The sequence below is a fragment of the Paraglaciecola polaris LMG 21857 genome (assembly GCF_000315055.1).
In the GTDB taxonomy this organism is placed as follows: Bacteria; Pseudomonadota; Gammaproteobacteria; order Enterobacterales; family Alteromonadaceae; genus Paraglaciecola; species Paraglaciecola polaris.
The window spans coordinates 1-21660 of record NZ_BAER01000072.1 but is presented as its reverse complement, the minus strand read 5'-3'; the positions used below and the strand labels follow the sequence as shown (position 1 = coordinate 21660).

The window sequence follows — 21660 nt, the reverse complement described above, 5'->3', positions numbered from 1 at the left end:
ACATTATTAAATATGGGATGCCGTGATGAAGCAGATTAACACCGCCATGATCTTGGCGGCCGGACGGGGAGAGCGCATGCGCCCGTTAACAGACACCATTCCTAAACCCTTATTAGAGGTTAAAGGCAAAGCATTGATTGAATACCATCTTGAGCACTTAGCCCAGGCCGGTATCGAGCGCGTTGTGATTAATCATGCTTGGTTAGGGCACAAAATTGTAGATCGTTTGGGGGACGGTAGTCGGTATAATCTGGCCATACATTACTCCAAAGAAGAAACGGCATTAGAAACTGCTGGCGGCATTATTCAAGCGCTACCGCTACTATGTGATGCAGAAAATGAAAGTCATTTTTTGGTGGTCAATGGCGATATCTTTAGCGATTTTTCCTTCGCCAATATGCTGACTTCCGTAAGAGAAAAAATCAACGAACAAGGGCATGAAGCTCAACTTGCACACTTGATTTTAGTGCCAAACCCCCCACACCATCCTAACGGTGATTTTTATTTGCAAGATCAACAGGTGTCAAAGTTGTTATCTAAGGATACTGACGGTGTCAAATACACCTTCAGCGGTATCGGGGTATACAGTCGTGCGCTGTTTAGCCATTTGCCCCAGGGCAATTTACGTCTGGCGCCGGTATTAACTGAAGCTATGGCGCAAAAACGGGTATCCGGAACCTTATATACAGGTGCATGGACTGATATCGGTACTCCTCAACGTTTGGCGCAATTGAATTAGCCGAAGTAACCACATTAATTTAAACGCAGGGTAAAGAATGATTGGCAAGATTTTAGGTACCATCTTTGGTTTTATGTTTGGGCGTATTCCCGGGGCAATTTTAGGTTTCGTGGTCGGCCATATGTTTGATAAGGGCTATAGCCAAGATTTTAATCAAATGGGCGGTTTCAGTGGTTTTTTTACCAGTCAGGGAGACTTCAAAAAGCAGGCAATATTTTTTCACGCATTATTCTCTGTTTTAGGACACATAGCCAAAGCTGATGGCAAGGTCACCGACGTTGAGATAAAAATGGCCAGTGCCTTAATGGATCAAATGGGACTGGAAGGTGATACTCGAAAAGAGGCTCAACAAGCGTTTCGAGAAGGTAAAGAAGCCGATTTCGCCCTACGCGAAATACTGGTGGAGTTTAACGAGTCATGTAACGGCCGACGCGACGTATTACAGGTCTTTCTAGAAATCTTGATCCAAGCAGCTTATGTTGATGGGCGCATGGATAAAGCCGAGCAAAAAGTGTTAGAAACAGTTGCTCGCCACCTTGGTTTTAAACAAAACGAGCTACTGTATTTACTGTCTGTTTACGAGGCCGAGATACGTTTTCGCCAGCGCGGTGGGCAAAGATCAGGCGCGCATTCCTCCCAGCGGGGTCACAGCCAGCAAGGCAGTCAATCGACATATTCAACACAGCAGTCGTTAGACGATGCCTACCAAATTTTGGGTGCGAGTAAGTCTGATGACGATAAAGACGTTAAAAAGGCTTATCGTAAACTTATGAGCGAGCATCATCCTGATAAATTAGTCTCTAAAGGCTTGCCCAAGCAGGCCTTAGAGTTGGCAAAGAATAAAGCCCAAGACATTCAAGCCGCCTACGAAATGATCAAAGAAAAGCGCGGCATGCGCTGATCTTCCTTCCTTGATATTAGACATATGGCTGCTATCCAAGCAGCCATAGCTGATCTGAAACGTGCTTTTTAGACCTAACACACTCTATTTATAAGCTAGCGAACGACTTCAAATGTAACAAATGTAAAAGTACTAGGCTTTTACGTCAAACTTAATGAGAATGCTTCTTATTTGAATATTATAATAAATAGGGAGCTTTTCTTGAAAACACGCGTGTTCGTCAGTGCAGTATGCACATTGACAAGTGCTTTAGCATTTGCTGATACAAAGATAAAAGAAACTGAAGGTACCTCAGTCGTTGAGAAAATATCAGTGGTTGGTGCGGCCACTAACCTCAGTATTACCGCTGAAGATATAGAGCAGTACCAAGCCAGTGATCTCGCAGATATCTTCCGTTACTCACCTTCAGTCAGTGTCGGTGGCTCAGTGGGTGTTGCCCAAAAAATTTATATTCGGGGCTTAGAGGATGCATTTCTAAATGTTACAGTCGACGGTGCTCAGCAAACATCGACATTGTTCCATCACATTGGACGCGTGACAATTGACCCGGATCTGTTACAGCAAATTGATGTACAAGCTGGAGCGGGTGAAGCAACAAGTGGGCCTGGTGCTATTGGTGGTTCAATCCGGTTTAAAACCAAAGATGCACAAGATTTGCTAAAAAGTGATGAACAATTCGGCGGACGCGTTAAAGCAAACTATTTTTCAAATGACGGTACTCGTTATAGCGCGAGCCTATATGGCAAGCTAAGTGATTCTTGGGGAGTGCTAGGTTATTACAGCACTATCGATCGTGACAACATGGAAGACGGTAATGGCAATAAGATTGTTGGCACGGCTGCTGACCAGGATATGGCATTTTTAAAGATCAGTGGTGACATCAGTGATAATCAGTTTTTGTCATTAAGCGTTGAGCAACGAGACGAAGAAGGTGAGTTTTCAGCACGCCCTAACTGGGCCGTATTGGAGGGCGCGGCACTATACCCAAGCGAAGCCGAGCGTGATACCTATGTCGCTAATTATCGTTTTGCACACAGTGCCTTAGTACATGTCGAAGCAACAGCCTATCAAACAGACTCCTCTTTTCGCGGTGGCCGTTTTGACTGGTTAGCAGAAATTGACTCCTACGGCTTTGATTTACGTAATACGAGCGAAACAGGACTGCATAAATTCGTATACGGAATTGATTATCGTAACGATGAAGTGACCAGTGGACCTGCCCAAGGAGCCACTGAAAATGCTGAAGAAGGCAGTGTTTTGGGCATTTATGCACAAGGCTATAGTGACCTGACACCTGAATTACTGCTCAGTTACGGCGTTCGATATGATGACTACGAATTTCAGCAAAACATCTTGCTTGATGAGTACTACGGCGAGCAAGTGACAGATGTTGCCGCTTCTTTAGACGACTCAGAAATCAGTGTTAACGTGGGACTTGCTTATGAGCTAACCCAGGCATGGACCTTGGGCTTAGGCTACGCTCAAGCAGCTAGAGGCAAGCAAATCGGTGATGGATTTACCATTGATGGTTATCTATATGATGGTTCTGATATCCCTGTGGTGGCGAGCGATTTAGTGCCTGAAACAGTAGAAAATATTGAAGCATCAATCGAATATAATGCCAGCAATTTGAACGCCAAGTTAAGCGTTTATCGCTCTTCACTCGATGATGTCATCTTTGAAGGATATGAAGGCAATGCTGTATTCAACAACATAGGCGCGCTCGATACAAATGGTGTTGAGTTTGACGTGGCCTATCGCTGGAACGGAGTCGATTTATTTCTCGGTTTCGCAAACACTGATACGGAGCTAAAACCCAGAGACGACTTATACGATGTTAGTTATTCATCAATTGATATTAATGGTTATGAATTTGTTGGTTTGGGAAATAGCCGAGGCAATACATGGGTCGCAGGGGCCGACTACGACATTAATACGGATGCCAGTGTGGGATTCAGTATTACAAAGGTTGATTCACTAGACATAGATACCTTGCACCAAGCTGTGGACTTAGGTTGGACTGATAGCTTATATCGTTTAAATAAGCCCAGTTATACCACAGTGGATATCTACGGAAAGTGGCATGTCACAGATAGCCTTCTGGTTAATTTAGCAGTTACCAATTTATTTGATAAGTTATATATCGATCACTCAAGTGTTGGGGACTACAGTGAGGTATTTCCTACGGTTATTGGACCTAATGAAGCCGGTAGAGACATAAGATTGTCTGTGTCATACGATTTTTAGCGGTTAGTTGATATTTGCTGATGAACTTTAAATTGTTAAAGAAGTGGGTCTTTTGGACCCACCTGATAACTGGACTACTGGCGGGCGTATTTGTGCTGTGTATGTCAGCGAGTGGTTTTTTATTAACTTACGAACGACAGATTATCGAGTTTAGTGACATGAGCTACAGCGTTACGCCCACGCCATTTTCTAAGCGGATCAGTACCGATGAGGTCGTCGAAATATTACAGCAGCGACACCCTAGCGAGCATCATATTTTTATCCGTTGGGTGAATAATAATGGGGCTGCTATACCGGCTTGGGCAGGAAATAATAGTTATTTACTTCATCCCTACACTGGCAAGATACTGCGTAATGGCGAGGGTTTCGTCGCTGATTTTTTTCATCATGTCACAGATTTTCATCGTTATTTAATGCTTGAGGGGGAATCACGGGTGATAGGAAAAAATATCACCGCGTACGCTAACCTAGTGTTTATATTTCTACTGCTAAGTGGTCTGTATTTATGGTTACCCAAGCGTATTAATCGCAATTCCCTGAAACAGTACCTCTGGTTGCCTATACGCTACAAAAACTCTGCGCACCGCAATCGCCAATGGCACTTAGTATTTGGAATTTGGTGTTTACCTCCTTTGTTTGTTATTGCGCTGACAGCCACGATTTTTCACTTTTCATGGGCGAATGAGGCGCTCTATGGCGCTTTTGGTGAGAGTGTACCTCAACGAGAAAAGCATGACGAGGTCGCTAACCTTCTAGCTGATGAAGTGCCTTATGAGTCCTTATTTCAGTTGGCGATAGAGCATGCTAAAAACAACGACTTTGCTGATTGGCACTCTATGTGGTTAGAAATGGGTGAGGTTAAAAACGAAGCGCGTTTTTACATTGATAAAAGTATTGGTCATAGACAAGAGCTCGCCTATTCGCTTTATTTCAACACTCGCAGCGGTGATGTTTCTAAAGTGCAGCATAAATCAGACTGGTCGAGTGGAGGGCAAGCATGGGGAACTGCACGCTTTTTACATACTGGAGAATACTTTGGTGTGATAGGCCAGACTATCGCAGGTATCGTCTCATTATTGACGTGTATTTTGGTATATACGGGTTTTTTACTGGCGTGGCGACGATTAATTAGTACCCCTCTTGAGCGAAAAAAGCACCGTAAAATGTACCAAAATATAAGACCACTCAATGGGGAATTGAAATAATAATTTGTAGGCCAGCTCGATGGCCTTTCTCACTGTAATAGTTAAGGGCTTTTATTGTGCCGCCCACCGCTGCAATTTGTCTATGAGCCAACGCAAGCCCTAGGCCGAAGCCATGATTATTTTGTGTTGGGGCTAACCTGCTGTCTGAACTTCTTGCTTTGTCCACGCGGAAAAAGGGTTTGAATATATCGGATAACATTTCATCCGGCACCCCCGTACCTTGATCGCGTACGATAAGAGTGTACTGATTATTGCAGTTCGCGAACGAGACATTCACTTCGCTTTCTGTCGGTGTGTGGCGCAGTGCATTACGAATAATGTTCTCTATCGCTTGTCCTAGAGCGATTTGGCTACTGTGGGTGATAAGTACATTTTCTGGTAAAACAGAAGTTAATCTACGATCAGGGTACTCAAAACGCGCATCTTCACAGATAACGTCTAATAATTCGACTAAGTCAAAATCATCATTGTTAAGTCGCGGCGACTCGTTATTGAGCCAAGCTAACGTGAGTGTGTCTTCAACAAGATTACGCATAGTCGATGCTTCAGATCTGAGTCGTTCGAGAGCTTGTTTAGGGTTTATATTTTGTTCTACGAAATCCACAGCCATATCAATTCTAGTGAGTGGAGTGCGCAGTTCATGAGACAAGTCGGCGAGTAGTTGCCTTTGGTTATAAATGAGTTTACTTATCCGCTCAGCCATATGATCGAACGTGGCTGCAAGACGCGTGAGTTCGTCATTTCTCACTGATAAATACGGGCTAACCCTTACATCAAGTTTCCCTTCACTAAACGCGTTGGTGGCATTTTCTAATCTTCGCAGTGGTGTCATTACGTGTTGATACAGAACAAAGCTTAAGATACTGAGTAATATTAAGGGCAGAGCAATTTGTAAAAATACTTTTGCGTAAATAAGAAACGCACCGGGGCGCATTCGTTGTGGTAGTCGAATTAATAAATGGCTAGATGCATCGGAAAAAGGTATTTCCATGGTGGGATTCTCCTCAAAGTACAGGTGAATTTTCCACTCGACACTTCGACCAAGTTGAAATCTCTCAATATATTGATTTGGCAATGATGAATCGGCAAAAGGAGTGATATTTGATCTCACTACCGCAGCCCATGTATCTTCTTTTTGTTGAAGATCTTGTAACCAGCTCGCCAGAGACGCCTCGCCTTCATAGCGTAAAATTCTTTCAGCTTGCTTTCCATAGTCTAATAATTGCTGTTGGTGGTCAGCATCGATAAAACTCATGCTGGTTTCTGTGTGGTTAGTTAACCAGCTTAATGCCCAAAATAGTAAAACAGTTCCGAATGCTATAAACGCGCAAAGTCGCCAGAAAAGCGTGTTTTTCATGTAAATTGATAACCTTTTCCATGCATTGTAAGTAAGCGTTCTGGTGACATACCTGCTTCTACCAGTTTTTTGCGTACACGGCTTACATGCATATCTAGGCTTCGGTCATAGCGACTAAACGGCCGGTCCAACACACTATGGTATAGGAAAGCCTTACTCATGACTTCGTGTTGATTTGCAAGCAGCACCCAAAGTAATCTAAATTGAATTGGGGTCAGCTCGACTGACTTATCGGCAAAAAATACCTGCTGCTTGCTGCGATTGAGGTGTAACTGGCCTATTTGAAGTTGCGAGGATTGAGTGACTCGCTCCACTGGGTGCTGACTACGACGTAATAACGCTTCAATGCGTAACATCATTTCGGTAAAATTAAACGGTTTAGGCAAGTAATCATCTGCGCCTTTGCGGTAGCCCTCAATGCGCTCTTGCTCTGCACCGCAAGCGGTGATCATCATGATCGGCGTCTGTTTTACGCGTCGTATTTGATTCAAAATAGAAAAGCCATTCAGAGAAGGCAGTAGTACGTCTAACAAAATCAAGTCGAAGCTATTTTGCAACGCAGACAGCAGCCCCTTTTGACCATCGAGGCACTGCTGAGTGTTAAATCCTTTTTCTTCGAGTAGCCTAGCAACTTGGTCACTCAAGGTCGCGTCGTCTTCGATGATCAAGATGTGAGGGATAGGCATAATAGAGTGGAAGGGTAATGATATGTTAAATAATCTTATTGATAATCATTCTTGTTTTCAAGTTTAATCATTCTTGTTTTAAGGTCAATCAGTGTGAAGAGGACCTTTTACCGGCAAAAATACCTTCAGTCTTTGTCGATTCAACTTTTCCCAACTCATAACTTGGTTTGAGGCCAATGTAATCTTACTCTTAATTAATATCTTCGATAATTCAGTAGCTTAACTCGTCACAATATCGTCATTATTTTGCACTCAAACTGTAACGCTAAGTCGTCACATTGTTGCGGTCTTTATAATCCTAAGAGAATGCACACACATGAAAACGACAGCTAAAACACACTTAGCGCTTTGCGTTGCAATGGCGATAAGCAGCCAATCAGTCATCAGCAGCGCTGTTGCCCAAGAAGCACCAGATGATGCAGCAATTGAAGAAATTACCGTTGTAGGTAAAAGCGTTTCTTACGCCAATAACCAAACATCTGATGAGATGGCAAAGCAACAAAGTTCACTTACCAGCGCCCTTGCTGTGATTGATAATCTACCGGGTGTTTTGATCAACGAGGGTGATACCTTTGGTTCTGACGATTGGTCAACGACTGTGTCGATTCGTGGTTTTCAGTTAAGCCTAGATGAACAGCAAATCGGTATCACCATTGACGGTATTGCTAACGGCAACTCTAACTATGGTGGCGGGGCAAAAGCCAACCGTTACATCGACACTGAAAATTTGGGCCGTGTTGAGGTATCTCAAGGTACAGGTGATATTGCTTCACGTTCAAATGAAGCGCTTGGCGGCACGTTGAACTTCACCACGATTGATCCTGGCATGGAAGAGTCAATGCTCGTCAGCATTTCTGGTGGTAGCTTTGATGCGCAGAAGTATTTCGTGCGTTATGAAACCGGCGAAATTGCCGCTGATACCTATGCATGGTTCAGTGCATCCACCAGTGAAAATACCGACTGGGTGACGCAAACCGCTGAGAACAAGCGTGACCACCTAGCGGCTAAGTTTATGACAGTGGTTAAGGATGTAGACATTAAAGGTTATTTCTCGTGGGATGATGTCCACGAAGATAACTACCAACGTGTCAGCTTAGCGCAGTTCGAGCAAAATCCAGAGACTGATGGCCTATCCGGTGAATGGGTTGGCATTCCTTATGTGGACCAAGTCTTTCGCCAAGCGTGGTCAAGCTTACGTGAAAACCTGTTTGCCTATTTGAGCGCTGACTACAAAACTGACAACTTCGAAGTTTCGGGAAACGTTTATTACCACGACAACGAAGGCCGTGGTGATTGGGTTCCACAGTATGTTGTCGATGTAACAGCAGACGGCGAAGGCGTTGCGCACTCTGAACTGACATCCGGTAATACCGTTTATGGTGGCAGCGCATTGGGCCAATTATTATTTGTTAATGCGAGTGGTTTAGCGATGAGTCCTATTGATGGCTGCGAAAGCTCTATCTCTGCACCATACGGTGGTGCAGGGCCAGAGTATGACCCAGGTTGTTATACACAAGGGGCTATTCCAGTTGGCTCATACCGTCACACCCATTATCAAAAGGAACGCTTTGGTTTTGATGCGGATTTCGCTTGGTACACACAAATCAATGATATGGATAACACGTTACGCGGCGGCATTTGGTACGAAGATTACAATCGCGAAGAATCGCGCGATTGGCATAAAATCTTAGATTCTAGCAGCAGTTTCGAATTCGATCACACCCCTTACTGGGTCCAGTATTCACGTGAATTCCCAGTTGAAACCCTAATGGTTTTCGCTGAAGACGAGTTGGACATGGGCTGGGCAAGTGTGCGCTTAGGTATGAAGCGTTTCTTCGTAGACTTAGAACGTCAAGATAACTTTGAGGCAGCTAACAAGGCTGAGTTAAATTCTGATTCAGATACCTTGTTCTCTGGTGGTATCGTGGCGCAAACGCCGATTGATGGTTTAGAGGTATTCGCTGGTTATGCTGAAAACTTTGCTGCGATTAAAGATACGGTACTGGAACGTGACGCATCAACGTTAACCCTAGTAGAGCCTGAAACGGCAGAAAACGTGGATGTAGGTTTGCGTTATGTTTCGCAAAACATCAACGCTAGCTTGACCTATTACAGCATCAAGTTTGACAACCGTTTGACCTTTATTGCCCCAGATTCACCTGATGGCATCGATTATTTAATCGGTACCAACGGTAGTTATGTCAACGTAGGTGGTATTGAATCATCCGGTTTTGAAGCATCACTGTCGTTCAACGTGACCGATGAATTGTCAGTGTATAGCTCATACACTTACAACGATTCACAATACACAGACGGCTCAATTGACTTCCCTGAAGGCAACACCGTATTTGGCTCACCTGAGAATATGGCCGTTGTGTCACTCGACTGGACACGTGGCAACTACTTTATTGGCTCTTCAAGCAAATGGGTTGATGATCGCTTTATTGATGCCGCAAACACACAAGTAGCTGAGGCGTACTTAGTGACTGACTTCTATGCGGGGGTCAGTCTTGATGCACCAATTCAAGGTATTCAATCTATCGATTTACGTTTTACGGTAAATAATATGTTTGACGAAAGCTACCTTGGCGGTATTGCAGGGCAATCAGCTTGGATTGGTGCACCGCGTACGGCGGCATTTAATGCGCAAGCACGTTTTTAATCCAGCTACCTAAAAACGGTAAAGGCGAGCTTAGGCTCGCCTTTTTTAATGCTAATCAATGAGTATTTCCTTATTAAGTTTTGAGAGCCTTATGCAACAGAAAAAATCTATCCTTGTCTTGTTCTATACGCTACTTGTGTTGTTAATCAGTCGCCCTAATCACGCCGCAGACAACCTGCTGATCATCAGTATTGATGGATTGCGTTGGCAGGAAGTGTTCCGTGGCTACGAAGCAAGCCTATTAGCCAAGCCGGAATTTAAGCATGATGCACAATTGATCGCCGACAAATTTGGCGGTGAGTCGTTACATGACAAACGCCAGAAACTGATGCCATTTTTATGGAAAGTGATTGCCAAGCAAGGTGTACTTCTAGGTAACCGCGATAAACAATCGGCGATGCAAGTAAGCAATAATTGGTGGTTTTCATATCCAGGGTATAACGAAATATTGACCGGTAAAGGGGATGAGGACATAGATTCAAATAAACCACTGCCCAACCCTAATGTGACGATACTAGAATGGCTTAATAAGCAAAATGGTTATCAAGATCAAGTTGCTGTATTTGGTAGTTGGGCTGTATTTCCTGCCATTATTAACCAAGAACGCAGCAAGTTACCGATAAATGCTGGTTTTATGCCTGCTGCTTGGGATAACTTGTCGGCGAATACAAAATGGTTAAATAGTTTGCAAGAGGATATTCCTAGTCCATGGCATAATGTACGTCTTGATGCATTTACCGTTGGTTTTGCCCAAGATTATATTTTAGCTAAGCGACCTAAGGTCATTTATGTGGCACTGGGGGAAACCGATGATTTTGCCCATGACGGTGATTATCCCGCTTATCTCAGTTCGGCCCATCGCAGTGATGCATTTATTAAACGTCTGTGGCAAACATTGCAGTCGCTGGCGCAATATAAGGGCAATACCAATCTGCTGATCACCGTGGATCATGGTCGTGGTGAGCACAATGACACTTGGCAGCATCATGCTAGCCCGAAAGCCACACAAGGTTATTTAAATGATTTAGCGACGCACAAACAAGGCATAGCGGGTTCCAATCAAGTTTGGATGGCGGCAATAGGGCCTGATGCCAAGCCTATGGGGGAATTACGTGCTAGCGAAACCTTCAGCTTAAATCAGATTGCAGCTACCGCGCTGGAATTACTTGAGAAAGATCCCGGTGACTACGCCAAAATCAATGGCGCGCCAATCGGCCAAGCGTTACCGATAGTGAATGGGCAAAGTCAGACTAACAGTGAGTAATAAAATGAGAATATACAAAGTAATTTGGCTGGGCATATTTACCCTGATAAGTATGCAAGCACACAGTGAGCAAACGCCCAGTCGCCATACGAGCGGACATTTTAAAGTGCTGGTAGGCTCCTGTTTGCATCAAGATAAAGTCCAGCCTATTTGGCAACCAATGCTGCAAGAGCAAGCGGATTTATTCATGTTGCTCGGCGATAATGTCTACGGAGATACCGAAGATATGGCGGAACTTGAGGGAAAATACAAAAAGCAGTGGTCAAAGCCAGGAATGCAAAAAATGCTGGCCACTACCCCAACTATTGGTATGTGGGATGATCATGATTTTGGTCAAAATGATGGGGGCAAGGAGTACCCGCAAAAAGAAGCTTCGCGGCAAGTCATGCTTGACTATTTTAATGAACCTAAAAACAGTGTGAGGCGCACTCGTCCTGATGGCATATATACCAGTTATTTTTATGGTGAAGCGCCTAATCGTGTGCAAGTGATTATGCCTGACTTGCGTTGGCAGCGAGATGCACTAAAGCACGTGAGTCGTATTGAATACACCCTTAAGAAAAAACCTAATAATCAAGGTCCTTATTTACCCCACACGGATGCAAGTAAAAAAATGCTCAGTGATGCCCAGTGGCAGTGGTTAACGACGGAATTAAAAAAGCCAGCAGATGTGCGTATTTTAGCTTCAAGTTTGCAGCTTCTACCTGAATTTAGCGGTTGGGAGTCTTGGGCGAATTTTCCTCAGGAGCGTCAGCAGTTACTTAACCTACTGGATCAGTTTGCGATCAATAATCTGGTGATTGTCAGCGGTGACACCCATTGGAGTGAAATGAGCCAGATCACGCGTAAAAATGGGCAGCCATTATGGGAAATGACCTCTTCAGGTCTAACTGAAGAATGGAAACAAGTCAGCCCGAATAAACATCGGGTGGGCCATAGTTTTTCAAAAGCCAATTACGGCATACTTGATATTCAATTTGCCGATGGTGCCACCAAAGTCATCATGAGCGTAAAAGATGAGAAAGGTGAAGTAAAAATTCAACAGGCGATTTCACTTCGATAACGCCCGCTAAACATAGGGATATATGACGTTATACCCAGAAGTAAGTTAATCAGCACTGGGGTGAGCCAGCACACTAGGGATAGTGTAGTTAAGCGAAGAACCAATCATACATCATTCTGCCAGGGGTAAATGTAAAGCCCCCGGCAATTAAGATGGCGCCCACGTAAAGTAACATCATACTGCGTTTGTGCTTGGCGATATTTCCCTTACGCACGGCGATATACGCCGAGGGTACAGCATATAAGACCAGCAAGCTAAATAGGTGCACATAGCCAAAATGGCCAATGAGCACTGGGCCAACTTCAGCCTTCATAAACAAGGTTGCTAGTGCAGTTATCAGCATTAAAATCATATAAACCTTGCCCAATGCGCGATGTATTCGCGTGCCCTTTTGATTCGCCAATAAATAGCTGCCAATTAAAAATGCAGGTATTACGGTGACGAGATGAAAATAGGCAAGTTGAAGGTAGGTCATGTATTCCAGTTCCTTGGAGATCGTATTGAGATACGCCTATGTATTTTTACAGTCGTGATTATAAGCTCGGTTAATGGTGTTACCGAGTGATTTTTTGCTTGTTTGGGTAATAAACTACAATGCTGGAGCTCATTATTCAATGCTGGGGGGATTACACCTAGGCAAAAAAAACCGCTGTCTGAATGACTCAAAACAGCGGCCAGTTATGATAAAAACGTTTATACCGCGTCAAATGCCTGGGCTAGGTCGGCTTGTATATCGTCGATATGTTCGATACCAATGCATAAGCGCAGCATTTCTGAACTGATACCTGCACTTTTTAGCTCGTCTTCATTTAGCTGTCTATGGGTTGTCGAGGCAGGGTGACAAGCCAATGTTTTAGTATCACCAATATTAACTAAGCGCTTGACCAATTTAAGGGCATCGTAAAACTTCACGCCCGCGTCAAAGCCACCTTTAATACCAAACGTCATTAAGGACGATGGCCGGCCGTTCAAGTATTTTTTAGCGAGATCGTGGTACTTATCGCCTTCAAGTCCCGCATAACTTACCCATTCTACCTTCGGGTGGGCCTTAAGATACTTAGCTACTGCGATGGCGTTATCACAGTGGCGTTCCATGCGCAGGGGCAGTGTTTCCATGCCTTGCATCAACATAAATGCGTTGATAGGGGATAACGCTGATCCTGTGTTACGCAAGGGAACTGTTCGGGCGCGGGCAATAAACGCCGCAGCACCAAAATCGCGGGTATATACCACGCCGTGATAGGCGGGCTCAGGTTCGTTGAGCATGGCAAAGCGTTCTTTATGTTCAGCCCAAGGGAATTTACCCGAGTCGACAATGATCCCGCCTAAGGAGTTTCCATGGCCGCCCATGTATTTAGTCAACGAATGTACAACGATGTCGGCGCCATACTCAATAGGGTTCAACAACGCAGGGGTGGCAACCGTGTTGTCGACGATTAATGGCACCCCATGTTTGTGAGCCATAGTGGCGATAGGCTCTATATCAACAATATTACCTGCTGGGTTGCCAATGGTTTCGCAAAATACCGCTTTGGTTTTATTATCCATTAATTTGGCTAAATGTTCTGGACGGTCAGATTCAGCAAAGCGCACGTCTATACCTAATTTAGGCAATAAATGCGCGAATAAGGTATAGGTGCCACCATATAATTGCGGGGTGGCTACAATGTTATCGCCTGCTTCGGCTATGGTTAAAATGGCGTAATGAATTGCCGCACTGCCCGCTGATACCACAAGACCAGCCACACCGCCTTCAAGGGCGGCCACGCGTTTTTCCAGTACGTCCCACGTCGGGTTCATTATCCGAGTGTATATATTGCCGGGAACGGCTAAGTCGAATAAATCCGCACCGTGTTGGGCGTTATCGAATTCATAAGCAACGGTTTGGTAAATAGGTACAGCACAAGATTTGGTGGTGGGGTCTGTTTCATAACCCTCGTGAATGCAGATAGTTTCCTTTCTCATGGGCAAGCTTCTTATAGTAAGTCAGTTAATAACGCAGGATGGTTTAAAGGTTCACATTACCAAAGGTTTGCCTAAAAACTAGACTTTTATCAGAATTTTCTGCGCTAAATTAGATGCTTTGTAGTGCGTTAACAAAAAAACAACGATTTTGTTAGTTGCGAATGACTAGTTTTACTGAAAATGAGCTCAAAAACGGGAAATGATGTGCACCCCAAGCCAGGACTGTTGGCGCTCAGTATTTGCTTGGCGAGCAATAAAGCTGCCGCCAATAGCGTGTTCGGCGATGAGTTGCATACTCTGTGTCTTTCCCAAGGAAATATCCATTGCGCCACCCAAAGTCGAATGATTGTGGCCGTCATTAGCCCTATCAGCGTAGCCATAATCAAAGGCTACTTTCACATAGGGAATGAAATAAATCTCCGGTGTGATCGCGAATTCTATTTGCAGGCCAAACTCGGCAAAATAACCGTTGGCTTGTGTGCTATATACCAGATCCAATGTAGGAGTAACGACGGATAGGCCATTTACATGTGTGCTTAGGGCGAGTTCATTGTCAAATTGCCCATCTTTGAAAAACGCTAAGCGTGTGTAACTTAGGGTGTATGCTAGATTAGCGAATTCCTGCTGGTAGGCCAACGTGAGGTTTAATTCATCGTAATCGGCGTTGTCATGAGTGGCGAGGCCATATGCAGCGATAAACATAAATTCATCACGTAACGCGTGTGATAGGGTGGTCCACACTATCCCACCGTCGGTTAAATTATTACGTCCCTCAGATATATAGTGACTGTCATACCCAATATCTATTTCAGAGACTGATTCGCCAGAGTGTGCATGAGCGATGGGCAGAATGTAGAACGCAAGAAAAATACCATAACAGACGGTTTTCATAAGATCCTTATCCGTTACTCTGTACGTAATGATGAATACAGTGATAAACGTTATAACGATCTCTTTAGCTGGATTACGGGCTGGTAATAAACGATTGGTCGCCAATAGCGTTAATATATTTATGGCGCTGGGAACTAATTTATCTGTTTGTATGATGCCAGCTAGTCTATTTAATTAAACGTATACTTTAGCTTAATTTGGTTTTTTTATTTTAAATCAATTGCTTACATGGATTTTTCTATTTAAACCTTGAGAAAGATTTAGTCGTTAAGTTGTCGAAAGATGTAATATCGAATATAAGGTTTATGATGAATATTAGTTAAAAAGTAAGAGGTGAAAATTGAAATATCTATTCGGCGCAATGTTGTTTCTGAGTGTGACGTGGACCCAGGCATATGCTTATACCCAAGAGTTCACTGAAGCAGAGCTACAAGAGATGGTGAGCAGCATCATGCCGATGACTAGAACCAAGTATTTCATCACCATGACCCTTTCTGAGCCAAGATTAAATTTACTCGAGGCAAGCAACGAAATTGGTATTGGGGCAAATATTAAAGCCAGTGCGTTAGGCACATATAGCGGCAGCGGTAGCACCTATATCACCGGCAGTTTGACGTATAACCAAGAGGAAGGTGCCTTGTACTTCACCAATGCCAAGCTGGTGGAACTCAACTTACATAAGGTGTCAGACAAGCAACAAGATGAAATCAAAAAATTACTGCAATCTGTGGTGGGTACCATTTTGCAGTCTCGGCCTATCTATGTGCTGGATGACGCCGACTTAAAACAGAAATTGGCCAAGGCAACACTTGAATCGGTTGAAGTAAAAGCAGGCAAGTTGATTGTTACGTTGGAAATGTTTTAATGCCCACTGGGTTTATCTGCACTTTCGTATCAGTATGAGTCTTGTTGTACTTCCTAAGATCAATGCACCGCCTAGGTGTTTTAGTTAGCTATTAGCCTGAAAAGTTAATCGATTAGTTGAGCCTCAATTTTTGGGCGTTTATTTTGTCTAACCTGTAAGGAAGCACAGGATGTTTAAAACTGTTTTTTTTATTTTCACCATGATATGCGGGCTATTTGGCTGTGTTACCCAAAGCGAATCTGAGCAATGGATGACCTTATTTAATGGCAAGGATCTAGATGATTGGGTGGTGAAAATCAATCATCATGAAACAGGGAATAACTACGGTAATACGTTTCGTGTCGAGGATGGTTTACTCAAAGTACGTTATGACCAATACGACTTTGTGGATGAATTTGGGCATATTTTTTATAAAACGCCTTTTAAGAACTTCCATCTTCGGGTCGATTATCGTTTTAGTGGCCAATTTGAAAAAGGCGGCCCTGATCATGCGATATTAAACAGTGGTGTGATGTTCCACAGCCAATCTGCCGCGTCGATACATCAACACCAAGACTGGCCTGTGTCAGTGGAAATGCAACTTTTAGCCGACTTAGGTGATGGAAAGCGCATGACAGGCAATATGTGCTCCCCCGGGACCAATATTGTTTTTGAAGGTGAGATTTATCCAGAACATTGTTTGTCGTCTACTCATCCCGCACTTGGGAAGGACCAATGGGTGCGCGCTGAGTTGGTGGTCGAAGGCGATTCTGTCACTCAGTTAATTAATGGCCAAATCGTATTGCAATACAGCCATCCTACGATAGATGGTAACGATAGAATCGTTAAAGGTCAGAGCCAGGAGTTTCAAGTGGATGGTCAGGTGTTAACGTCAGGCTACATCGCCTTGCAAAGTGAAGGTCAGCCGATTGAATTTAAGAATGTGCAAATTAAAGAACTAGAATAAGCGCTAACCCGTTGTGGTTCTTGTGTGAGTGTTGCCGGGATTAGGCTGACGGTTAATATGTTTGATCTGTGTTGAACGTTATCACTAAAGTATGTGGTTTATCACTATTCAATAACAATGGCCGCTATACACTGTTGTTCGGAAAATAACCTGCCTACACTGCTGCATTGACTTCAAAAAGTGGCTACCCCCCATGAAAGCATTACTTCTGCTCAGCGTTACTGCACTGTTATTTTTATCAGGCTGTGCCTCTGCCGTTAAGCGTCATGAGCTGGCGCAAAAGCATCTAAATAAAGACGTCAATTGTGATAAAGCAAGCGCAGACATAGCGACGCTTGAATCACACAAAAGTACCACCCGAGAAAAGTGGGTAAACGGGGTGGCGTCTGTCTTACCGACCTCGATTTTACTCAATGTTATCTTAGGGGAATTTGGTAGCCGCGCTGCTATTGCCACGGGCGCATTTGATGAAACCGTAGAGCGCAAAATTAAAGCCATTGAAAGTGGCTGTATGTTGGTTGACTCCCAAGCAGACTTGATGTTGGTGAAACAGTAATTTAATGCACCATACCGGCGACTGAATAAGTTTTGCTGACATGCATCAATACGAGCGATGACAGGCCCTGATAACGTGCCCCATCACTTAGTCATCAAGCCCAACAGCAATATATTGTTATTCAAGCTTCAATCACTAGCCTTGTACACTTATCAACTGCACTCGTGTATTGCTATTTGAGCGTTGGCGACGCATTCCCAGAAAACTGATACTGGGTGTAGATAGGTCACTTTGCTGATTAAATCACTGATTTTTGGCTAGTTTTGTTGCCGCTTATTGCAGTAGCATGAGGCTAACAATAATTATAACGGCGGCACGATGAAAAAATCACTTAGTTGGGCGAATTCTTTAGATTGGTTTATGGCGCTGTTGGCATTAGTGGCAGGCTTGGCTGTTTTACAAACCTTTGTTGTAGGTAAACATTATATTATTCCCAGCATTTTGTTGGTGGTAACCGTGCTATTAGGTAATTTGGCTTGGTATGGTTTGACCCAAACCAACTGGGCGAAACGAGTTAATTTCTGGTGTGGCTTTTTGCTCACTGCTCATGGACTTTTTGCCTTGTTTTGGTCTAAGCGGTATCGCGAAGTACTTGGCGATCAGTTTGAGGTTATTTGCCTTGCGCTGACGCTGCTCTTTTTTGGGCTAACGTGGATGTATGCCAAGCAGAATAGGTTGTTTGTTAAAGCATGATCGATAAAGCTGTCGTTTGCTTCATATGCGTCGTCACTTTTATCGAAAACACATTTAACGCAGGTTACAGCAGACCTTAAAACTTAGTATGGTCAGTTTGAATGTCATGGGATTTTAGCCTTATATTATAGTCGAGAACAGAAAGCTGGTTAATGATGTCGAGTCTGCTTTATTTTATGCAAAGTCTCGTTAGTTAAAGGCGTTAGATCGCCCAAAGGAGTTGACAGATGAATAGTGAAATCATTGCTGCATTAGTAGCTGATCTTGCTTGGCCGTTAGTTGTCCTTATTGTGTTGTATGTTTTGCGCACAGAGATTTCTAAAATGCTGAGCAGGTTAAGTACGCTTAAAGCTGGAAATGTTGAAATGCAGCTTCATGAGCAAATCTCTGCTCAAGATCTTTCAGTCGAGCAATTGCATAAATTGAGTAAGCTTTCGGTTGGTGAACTAGATTTATTTTTACTCGTGTCCTTTTCTGAAAATATCGGTTTTACCTATCAAACAACCATACCAAGGGAAATTTTCATGCGTCGACTCAAAGCGCTTGAAGATGCTGCGTTATTAGAAATTCTCAAAAACTACGAGGGGGACAATATTCGTCATAATCTCACTGAAAGTGGAAGAACGCTTCGGCAATTAGTGATTACGAGCTCAACGCAGCTACTAAGAATGTCTGCGGGTGCATGATACGCCTGACAAATGAATATGCTGATGATTTTAGAAAGCAAAGTTGATTTTGCGCTAATTCATTGTTTATTTTGTAAATGCAGATCCGAATATGCATGTTTTAACATGTGTATTCAGACATCACCTAACAGGGAAACACATTTACTTCCTTCATCGAGCAAAATACAGCTATAAAAAATAGTTGATATTATCAAGTATAATCCATTATTATAAAATAGTAGATAATGTCAACTATATGCTGCTTATCCACACTCTTTAATCGAACGCTTCATTGTGGAACTCAGCATAATTTTGGGGGCGATTAAAATTATTTCCTGTTAATAACAGATTAAAAAGGTCGTGTTGGCTATGTCAGACTGGACGCAAAATTTGCAGAAAACCCGGTATGTGATGGATACCTTACTGCTGATTAGCTTTATGATGGTATCTGCACCGCAGACGACGGGGGTGCCGTTACATGAGTGGTTGAGCTTATTATTTGTGGTGCCTTTTGCAATTCATTTATTACTACATTGGGATTGGATTAAGCAAAGTTTAAGACGTTTCTCAGCTAAAATTTCAGCCAAAGAGCGCTTCAGCCTAGTGTGGAATTACCTGTTGTATGTGGTTATGTTATTGGCCACTGTCAGTGGTTTTTTAGTCTCCGTTGCCTTATTACCAGCAATGAGTATCAGCTTCGAAATACAAGATTTTTGGTCCAAGATCCACCATGATTCGGCTACTTTGATTATGCCGATGTTAGGAATTCACTTGGCGCTGCATTGGAGCTGGATAGTGAATCTCACTAAACGGATGGGCAAAAGGGCGCCTGCGCAATGAAATATCTCCAATATCAGTGGAAGACACGCTTAGTTGTGGTGTTATTGATTTCTATCGGTGTCAGCATTTTGCTGATGGGGCTGGATGTAACGCCTTGGGCTCAGCAGATAAACCTGCGGGGGTATTCTCATGGCGCAGATGAAGGAGAAGGACCGAATATTCCCTCTTTTTTGCTGTATGTTCTGCCTTTTGTAAAAGAACTTATACTCATTGGGATCCCTTTGTTGTTAACCCTTTTATGGTTGAAATTGACTCAGGTAATAGGGCGCGCCAGATAAAATAACTGGCGTTCAAGGCTCATGGGTAAATATCGTCCCTTAGATAAATGAACAGTAGTAAACGCTATATCAGACGTTTGAAAACGTATGTTGCGAAGGGTCAAGCGAACGGGTATGGCTAATTTCTTATATGACATAAGGCCTAGCCTTGTCTGTCACTAACGGTGAATAATACGAAAAGGTTCGTCCATGTATCCTCTATGATCACCGCCATAAAGGTATTTACGTCAAGCTTCTTTAGTTCAGCCGTTGTTGTTGGGTTTATACCGCCCTCGGCTTGGTTAAGGATCGCCAATATTTGGCTATCAGAGTATTTAGATGTTGTCATGCAGAATTTCTAGAGTAAAGCTTACGAGAATTTTCTATTTTTGACTTCAGCTATTTTGGCGGGAATTATCTAGTAATGACGCGCACAAGACTTTCATTTCAGCCTTGATGCCAACGTTAGGCTGTCGCAATATGACATGCCCGCGTCTTGCCAACATAATGGCAATGAAGACCGCGCTGTGCTGGAAAACAATCCCTTTAAGCGATCAAAGTTGGTATGTGTTATCTGAGTATTGTTAATGCTGGTCACAATACTGCCTAGCGATATATTAAGCGCCGAAGCACCTGTATCTTGTGCAATCTCTTTTACGATGGCACCTTTGGGGTGGGGCCATAGCGATAATCCAGAGTGGTCTAATAATATTGGAACGGCATTATTTTTGTTAGGTTGAATCCATATTTTTTGATCTTGAAAGTTAAACACTAGGTTAAACTTTTGCATAACTTGATTACCTAACACGCCGTGGCTGTTACGTTGTGAGTTACTGCCCACTGTTCTGAAATACGTCGGGAGTTGAGTGAATCGATGATCCCCAAAATACAGAGTAGGTAGTATTCCAACATAGTTAGACGTAGTGCCGCTAATACCAACAGTACTCGCCAGATAAGTTTTAGCGGGTATTGCAAAATCGTTGTTACCAGCGAACAAACTTAGTGCCCCGGTTGCACCTGTGTCTAACATCACTTTTACCGTTTTTTTAGCTGAACCGTCATGTATCTCGGTTGTGAGGTAGGGGGTATTGTCTTGAACTTCAATAGCCAATTTTTGCCAATCTGTAGTGGCGTATTTTTTTGCATTATATGCACTGGGTTTTAATATGAGCAGGGTATTGTGGTCATGATTTATTTCGACTAAACAGCAATTGAAAAAGTCAGCCCCAAGTACACCGTCAAAGTAGGTTTCTGCTACTGAGGCGAACGGCATGGCTTCCGTTGGGGCGTAAATAATCGGCATGTTTTTAATATAGAAGTCGCCCACATCAATACGTATATCGTTAACCACATAGGCAATAGGATCACCTTTGTCGCCTGCCCCAGAAATAGTGATAGGCTTATTTTTTGGTAAGTTAAGCAACATGGTCGCAGCTGTTTGCGTGATCACGGTAGCTTCAGCTCCGGAATCTAGGACGAAGGTTAACGGCGCACTATCGTTGACGTTAACCTTCACTAAAATATGACCATTTATCATGCTAAACGGTATTGATGATTGCATTTTGACATTTGACCAGCCGGGTTTGGCTAGTGCGCTATGCCATCGGTAACTTGCCATTTCCCACGCTTTGCAGCCTGACAAGGCCAACAAGAAAAAAAACGAGCAGCGTGATTTTAATATTTGATGATTTAAGAAAATTGAAACTTATATCGTTCATGGTATTCTCCTTTGATATTTATAATTAAACTTAACAGTAAAAAATTATTGTTATACAATAATTAATATCTTATTTGTAATAATTTATTTCTGTTTTACAGGAGTGGTTGAGTCGCTTGAATAGCGGTATTACACTCAAAG

The 21660-nt window shown here is 43.2% G+C and carries 21 protein-coding genes; 14 read left to right on the top strand and 7 right to left on the bottom strand.

Annotation, left to right across the window (positions count from 1 at the left end; genetic code table 11):
- The first annotated feature begins 25 nt into the window (after nucleotides 1–25).
- The 4 genes from murU to GPLA_RS13545 all read left to right on the top strand — a co-directional run bounded on the left by murU (nucleotide 26) and on the right by GPLA_RS13545 (nucleotide 5092).
- Nucleotides 26–739 carry an N-acetylmuramate alpha-1-phosphate uridylyltransferase MurU gene (murU, locus tag GPLA_RS13560; RefSeq protein WP_007105490.1) on the top strand — a complete coding sequence of 238 codons (714 nt, stop codon included), beginning with the start codon at nucleotides 26–28 and terminating at the stop codon, nucleotides 737–739.
- Between the two features lie 37 nt (nucleotides 740–776).
- Nucleotides 777–1640, top strand: a complete 864-nt coding sequence (djlA, locus tag GPLA_RS13555; protein ID WP_007105489.1) for a co-chaperone DjlA — start codon at nucleotides 777–779, stop codon at nucleotides 1638–1640.
- 201 nt (nucleotides 1641–1841) lie between these two features.
- Nucleotides 1842–3887: a TonB-dependent receptor gene (locus GPLA_RS13550; RefSeq protein WP_007105488.1), complete on the top strand. Its 2046-nt coding sequence runs from the start codon at nucleotides 1842–1844 to the stop codon at nucleotides 3885–3887.
- 20 nt (nucleotides 3888–3907) lie between these two features.
- Complete coding sequence (locus GPLA_RS13545; RefSeq protein ID WP_007105487.1) at nucleotides 3908–5092, top strand: PepSY-associated TM helix domain-containing protein; 1185 nt, start codon at nucleotides 3908–3910, stop codon at nucleotides 5090–5092.
- Here GPLA_RS13545 and GPLA_RS13540 read toward each other — a convergent pair.
- Both GPLA_RS13540 and GPLA_RS13535 read right to left on the bottom strand, forming a co-directional pair.
- Nucleotides 5073–6449, bottom strand: a complete 1377-nt coding sequence (locus tag GPLA_RS13540) for a sensor histidine kinase (RefSeq protein ID WP_007105486.1) — start codon at nucleotides 6447–6449, stop codon at nucleotides 5073–5075. The genes GPLA_RS13545 and GPLA_RS13540 overlap by 20 nt on opposite strands.
- A complete protein-coding gene (locus GPLA_RS13535) occupies nucleotides 6446–7135 on the bottom strand; it encodes a response regulator transcription factor (protein ID WP_007105485.1) in 690 nt (229 codons plus the stop codon). Before GPLA_RS13535 ends, GPLA_RS13540 begins: the two co-directional genes overlap by 4 nt.
- A 316-nt stretch (nucleotides 7136–7451) precedes the next feature.
- Here GPLA_RS13535 and GPLA_RS13530 point away from each other — a divergent pair, with 316 nt between their 5' ends.
- The 3 genes from GPLA_RS13530 to GPLA_RS13520 all read left to right on the top strand — a co-directional run bounded on the left by GPLA_RS13530 (nucleotide 7452) and on the right by GPLA_RS13520 (nucleotide 12124).
- Nucleotides 7452–9797, top strand: coding sequence for a TonB-dependent receptor domain-containing protein (locus tag GPLA_RS13530; protein ID WP_007105484.1), 2346 nt, complete (start codon nucleotides 7452–7454; stop codon nucleotides 9795–9797).
- A 91-nt stretch (nucleotides 9798–9888) separates the two neighbouring features.
- Nucleotides 9889–11061 (top strand): alkaline phosphatase family protein, encoded by a 1173-nt coding sequence (locus tag GPLA_RS13525; protein ID WP_007105483.1) that lies wholly within the window; start codon nucleotides 9889–9891, stop codon nucleotides 11059–11061.
- Nucleotides 11062–11065: 4 nt separating this feature from the next.
- A complete protein-coding gene (locus tag GPLA_RS13520) occupies nucleotides 11066–12124 on the top strand; it encodes an alkaline phosphatase D family protein (RefSeq protein WP_007105482.1) in 1059 nt (352 codons plus the stop codon).
- Nucleotides 12125–12212: 88 nt separating this feature from the next.
- Here GPLA_RS13520 and GPLA_RS13515 read toward each other — a convergent pair whose 3' ends face one another.
- From GPLA_RS13515 to GPLA_RS22975, 3 genes are all read right to left on the bottom strand, one after another.
- Nucleotides 12213–12599 (bottom strand): DUF2306 domain-containing protein, encoded by a 387-nt coding sequence (locus GPLA_RS13515; RefSeq protein ID WP_007105481.1) that lies wholly within the window; start codon nucleotides 12597–12599, stop codon nucleotides 12213–12215.
- Between the two features lie 218 nt (nucleotides 12600–12817).
- Nucleotides 12818–14089, bottom strand: coding sequence for an O-acetylhomoserine aminocarboxypropyltransferase/cysteine synthase family protein (locus GPLA_RS13510; RefSeq protein ID WP_007105480.1), 1272 nt, complete (start codon nucleotides 14087–14089; stop codon nucleotides 12818–12820).
- Between the two features lie 186 nt (nucleotides 14090–14275).
- A complete protein-coding gene (locus GPLA_RS22975) occupies nucleotides 14276–14980 on the bottom strand; it encodes a hypothetical protein (protein ID WP_051997680.1) in 705 nt (234 codons plus the stop codon).
- 340 nt (nucleotides 14981–15320) lie between these two features.
- Between GPLA_RS22975 and GPLA_RS13500 the strand changes: the two genes are divergently transcribed.
- The 7 genes from GPLA_RS13500 to GPLA_RS13470 all read left to right on the top strand — a co-directional run bounded on the left by GPLA_RS13500 (nucleotide 15321) and on the right by GPLA_RS13470 (nucleotide 19823).
- Nucleotides 15321–15845, top strand: a complete 525-nt coding sequence (locus GPLA_RS13500; RefSeq protein WP_007105477.1) for a DUF1439 domain-containing protein — start codon at nucleotides 15321–15323, stop codon at nucleotides 15843–15845.
- Nucleotides 15846–16014: 169 nt separating this feature from the next.
- The gene (locus GPLA_RS13495; protein ID WP_007105476.1) at nucleotides 16015–16791 is read left to right on the top strand and encodes a 3-keto-disaccharide hydrolase; all 777 of its coding nucleotides are present in this window, start codon (nucleotides 16015–16017) and stop codon (nucleotides 16789–16791) included.
- A gap of 193 nt (nucleotides 16792–16984) precedes the next feature.
- Entirely contained in the window at nucleotides 16985–17347 is a 363-nt protein-coding gene (locus tag GPLA_RS13490; protein ID WP_007105475.1) for a hypothetical protein, read from the top strand.
- Nucleotides 17348–17665: 318 nt separating this feature from the next.
- Nucleotides 17666–18040, top strand: coding sequence for a hypothetical protein (locus GPLA_RS13485; RefSeq protein ID WP_007105473.1), 375 nt, complete (start codon nucleotides 17666–17668; stop codon nucleotides 18038–18040).
- A 227-nt stretch (nucleotides 18041–18267) separates the two neighbouring features.
- Nucleotides 18268–18726 carry a hypothetical protein gene (locus GPLA_RS13480; RefSeq protein WP_007105472.1) on the top strand — a complete coding sequence of 153 codons (459 nt, stop codon included), beginning with the start codon at nucleotides 18268–18270 and terminating at the stop codon, nucleotides 18724–18726.
- A gap of 348 nt (nucleotides 18727–19074) precedes the next feature.
- Nucleotides 19075–19545 (top strand): DUF4405 domain-containing protein, encoded by a 471-nt coding sequence (locus GPLA_RS13475; protein ID WP_007105471.1) that lies wholly within the window; start codon nucleotides 19075–19077, stop codon nucleotides 19543–19545.
- On the top strand, nucleotides 19542–19823 hold the full coding sequence (locus tag GPLA_RS13470) for a hypothetical protein (RefSeq protein WP_007105470.1): 282 nt from the start codon (nucleotides 19542–19544) through the stop codon (nucleotides 19821–19823). The genes GPLA_RS13475 and GPLA_RS13470 overlap by 4 nt, the downstream gene beginning before the upstream one ends.
- Before the next feature lie 142 nt (nucleotides 19824–19965).
- On the opposite strand, the gene GPLA_RS13465 is transcribed toward GPLA_RS13470, so the two are convergent.
- Together GPLA_RS13465 and GPLA_RS13460 are read right to left on the bottom strand one after the other, a co-directional pair.
- Nucleotides 19966–20151 (bottom strand): hypothetical protein, encoded by a 186-nt coding sequence (locus tag GPLA_RS13465; RefSeq protein WP_007105468.1) that lies wholly within the window; start codon nucleotides 20149–20151, stop codon nucleotides 19966–19968.
- 93 nt (nucleotides 20152–20244) lie between these two features.
- A complete protein-coding gene (locus GPLA_RS13460; RefSeq protein ID WP_153810565.1) occupies nucleotides 20245–21420 on the bottom strand; it encodes an aspartyl protease family protein in 1176 nt (391 codons plus the stop codon).
- Nucleotides 21421–21660 lie beyond the last annotated feature (240 nt).

What these genes read in the sequence shown, in the direction of transcription:
- murU (WP_007105490.1), top strand. Translation starts at nt 26, where the DNA reads ATGAAGCAGATTAACACCGCCATGATCTTGGCGGCCGGACGGGGAGAG.
- djlA (WP_007105489.1), top strand. Translation starts at nt 777, where the DNA reads ATGATTGGCAAGATTTTAGGTACCATCTTTGGTTTTATGTTTGGGCGT.
- GPLA_RS13545 (WP_007105487.1), top strand. Translation starts at nt 3,908, where the DNA reads ATGAACTTTAAATTGTTAAAGAAGTGGGTCTTTTGGACCCACCTGATA.
- GPLA_RS13540 (WP_007105486.1), bottom strand. Translation starts at nt 6,449, where the DNA reads ATGAAAAACACGCTTTTCTGGCGACTTTGCGCGTTTATAGCATTCGGA.
- GPLA_RS13535 (WP_007105485.1), bottom strand. Translation starts at nt 7,135, where the DNA reads ATGCCTATCCCTCACATCTTGATCATCGAAGACGACGCGACCTTGAGT.
- GPLA_RS13530 (WP_007105484.1), top strand. Translation starts at nt 7,452, where the DNA reads ATGAAAACGACAGCTAAAACACACTTAGCGCTTTGCGTTGCAATGGCG.
- GPLA_RS13525 (WP_007105483.1), top strand. Translation starts at nt 9,889, where the DNA reads ATGCAACAGAAAAAATCTATCCTTGTCTTGTTCTATACGCTACTTGTG.
- GPLA_RS13520 (WP_007105482.1), top strand. Translation starts at nt 11,066, where the DNA reads ATGAGAATATACAAAGTAATTTGGCTGGGCATATTTACCCTGATAAGT.
- GPLA_RS13515 (WP_007105481.1), bottom strand. Translation starts at nt 12,599, where the DNA reads ATGACCTACCTTCAACTTGCCTATTTTCATCTCGTCACCGTAATACCT.
- GPLA_RS13510 (WP_007105480.1), bottom strand. Translation starts at nt 14,089, where the DNA reads ATGAGAAAGGAAACTATCTGCATTCACGAGGGTTATGAAACAGACCCC.
- GPLA_RS22975 (WP_051997680.1), bottom strand. Translation starts at nt 14,980, where the DNA reads ATGAAAACCGTCTGTTATGGTATTTTTCTTGCGTTCTACATTCTGCCC.
- GPLA_RS13495 (WP_007105476.1), top strand. Translation starts at nt 16,015, where the DNA reads ATGTTTAAAACTGTTTTTTTTATTTTCACCATGATATGCGGGCTATTT.
- GPLA_RS13490 (WP_007105475.1), top strand. Translation starts at nt 16,985, where the DNA reads ATGAAAGCATTACTTCTGCTCAGCGTTACTGCACTGTTATTTTTATCA.
- GPLA_RS13485 (WP_007105473.1), top strand. Translation starts at nt 17,666, where the DNA reads ATGAAAAAATCACTTAGTTGGGCGAATTCTTTAGATTGGTTTATGGCG.
- GPLA_RS13480 (WP_007105472.1), top strand. Translation starts at nt 18,268, where the DNA reads ATGAATAGTGAAATCATTGCTGCATTAGTAGCTGATCTTGCTTGGCCG.
- GPLA_RS13475 (WP_007105471.1), top strand. Translation starts at nt 19,075, where the DNA reads ATGTCAGACTGGACGCAAAATTTGCAGAAAACCCGGTATGTGATGGAT.
- GPLA_RS13470 (WP_007105470.1), top strand. Translation starts at nt 19,542, where the DNA reads ATGAAATATCTCCAATATCAGTGGAAGACACGCTTAGTTGTGGTGTTA.
- GPLA_RS13465 (WP_007105468.1), bottom strand. Translation starts at nt 20,151, where the DNA reads ATGACAACATCTAAATACTCTGATAGCCAAATATTGGCGATCCTTAAC.
- GPLA_RS13460 (WP_153810565.1), bottom strand. Translation starts at nt 21,420, where the DNA reads ATGGCAAGTTACCGATGGCATAGCGCACTAGCCAAACCCGGCTGGTCA.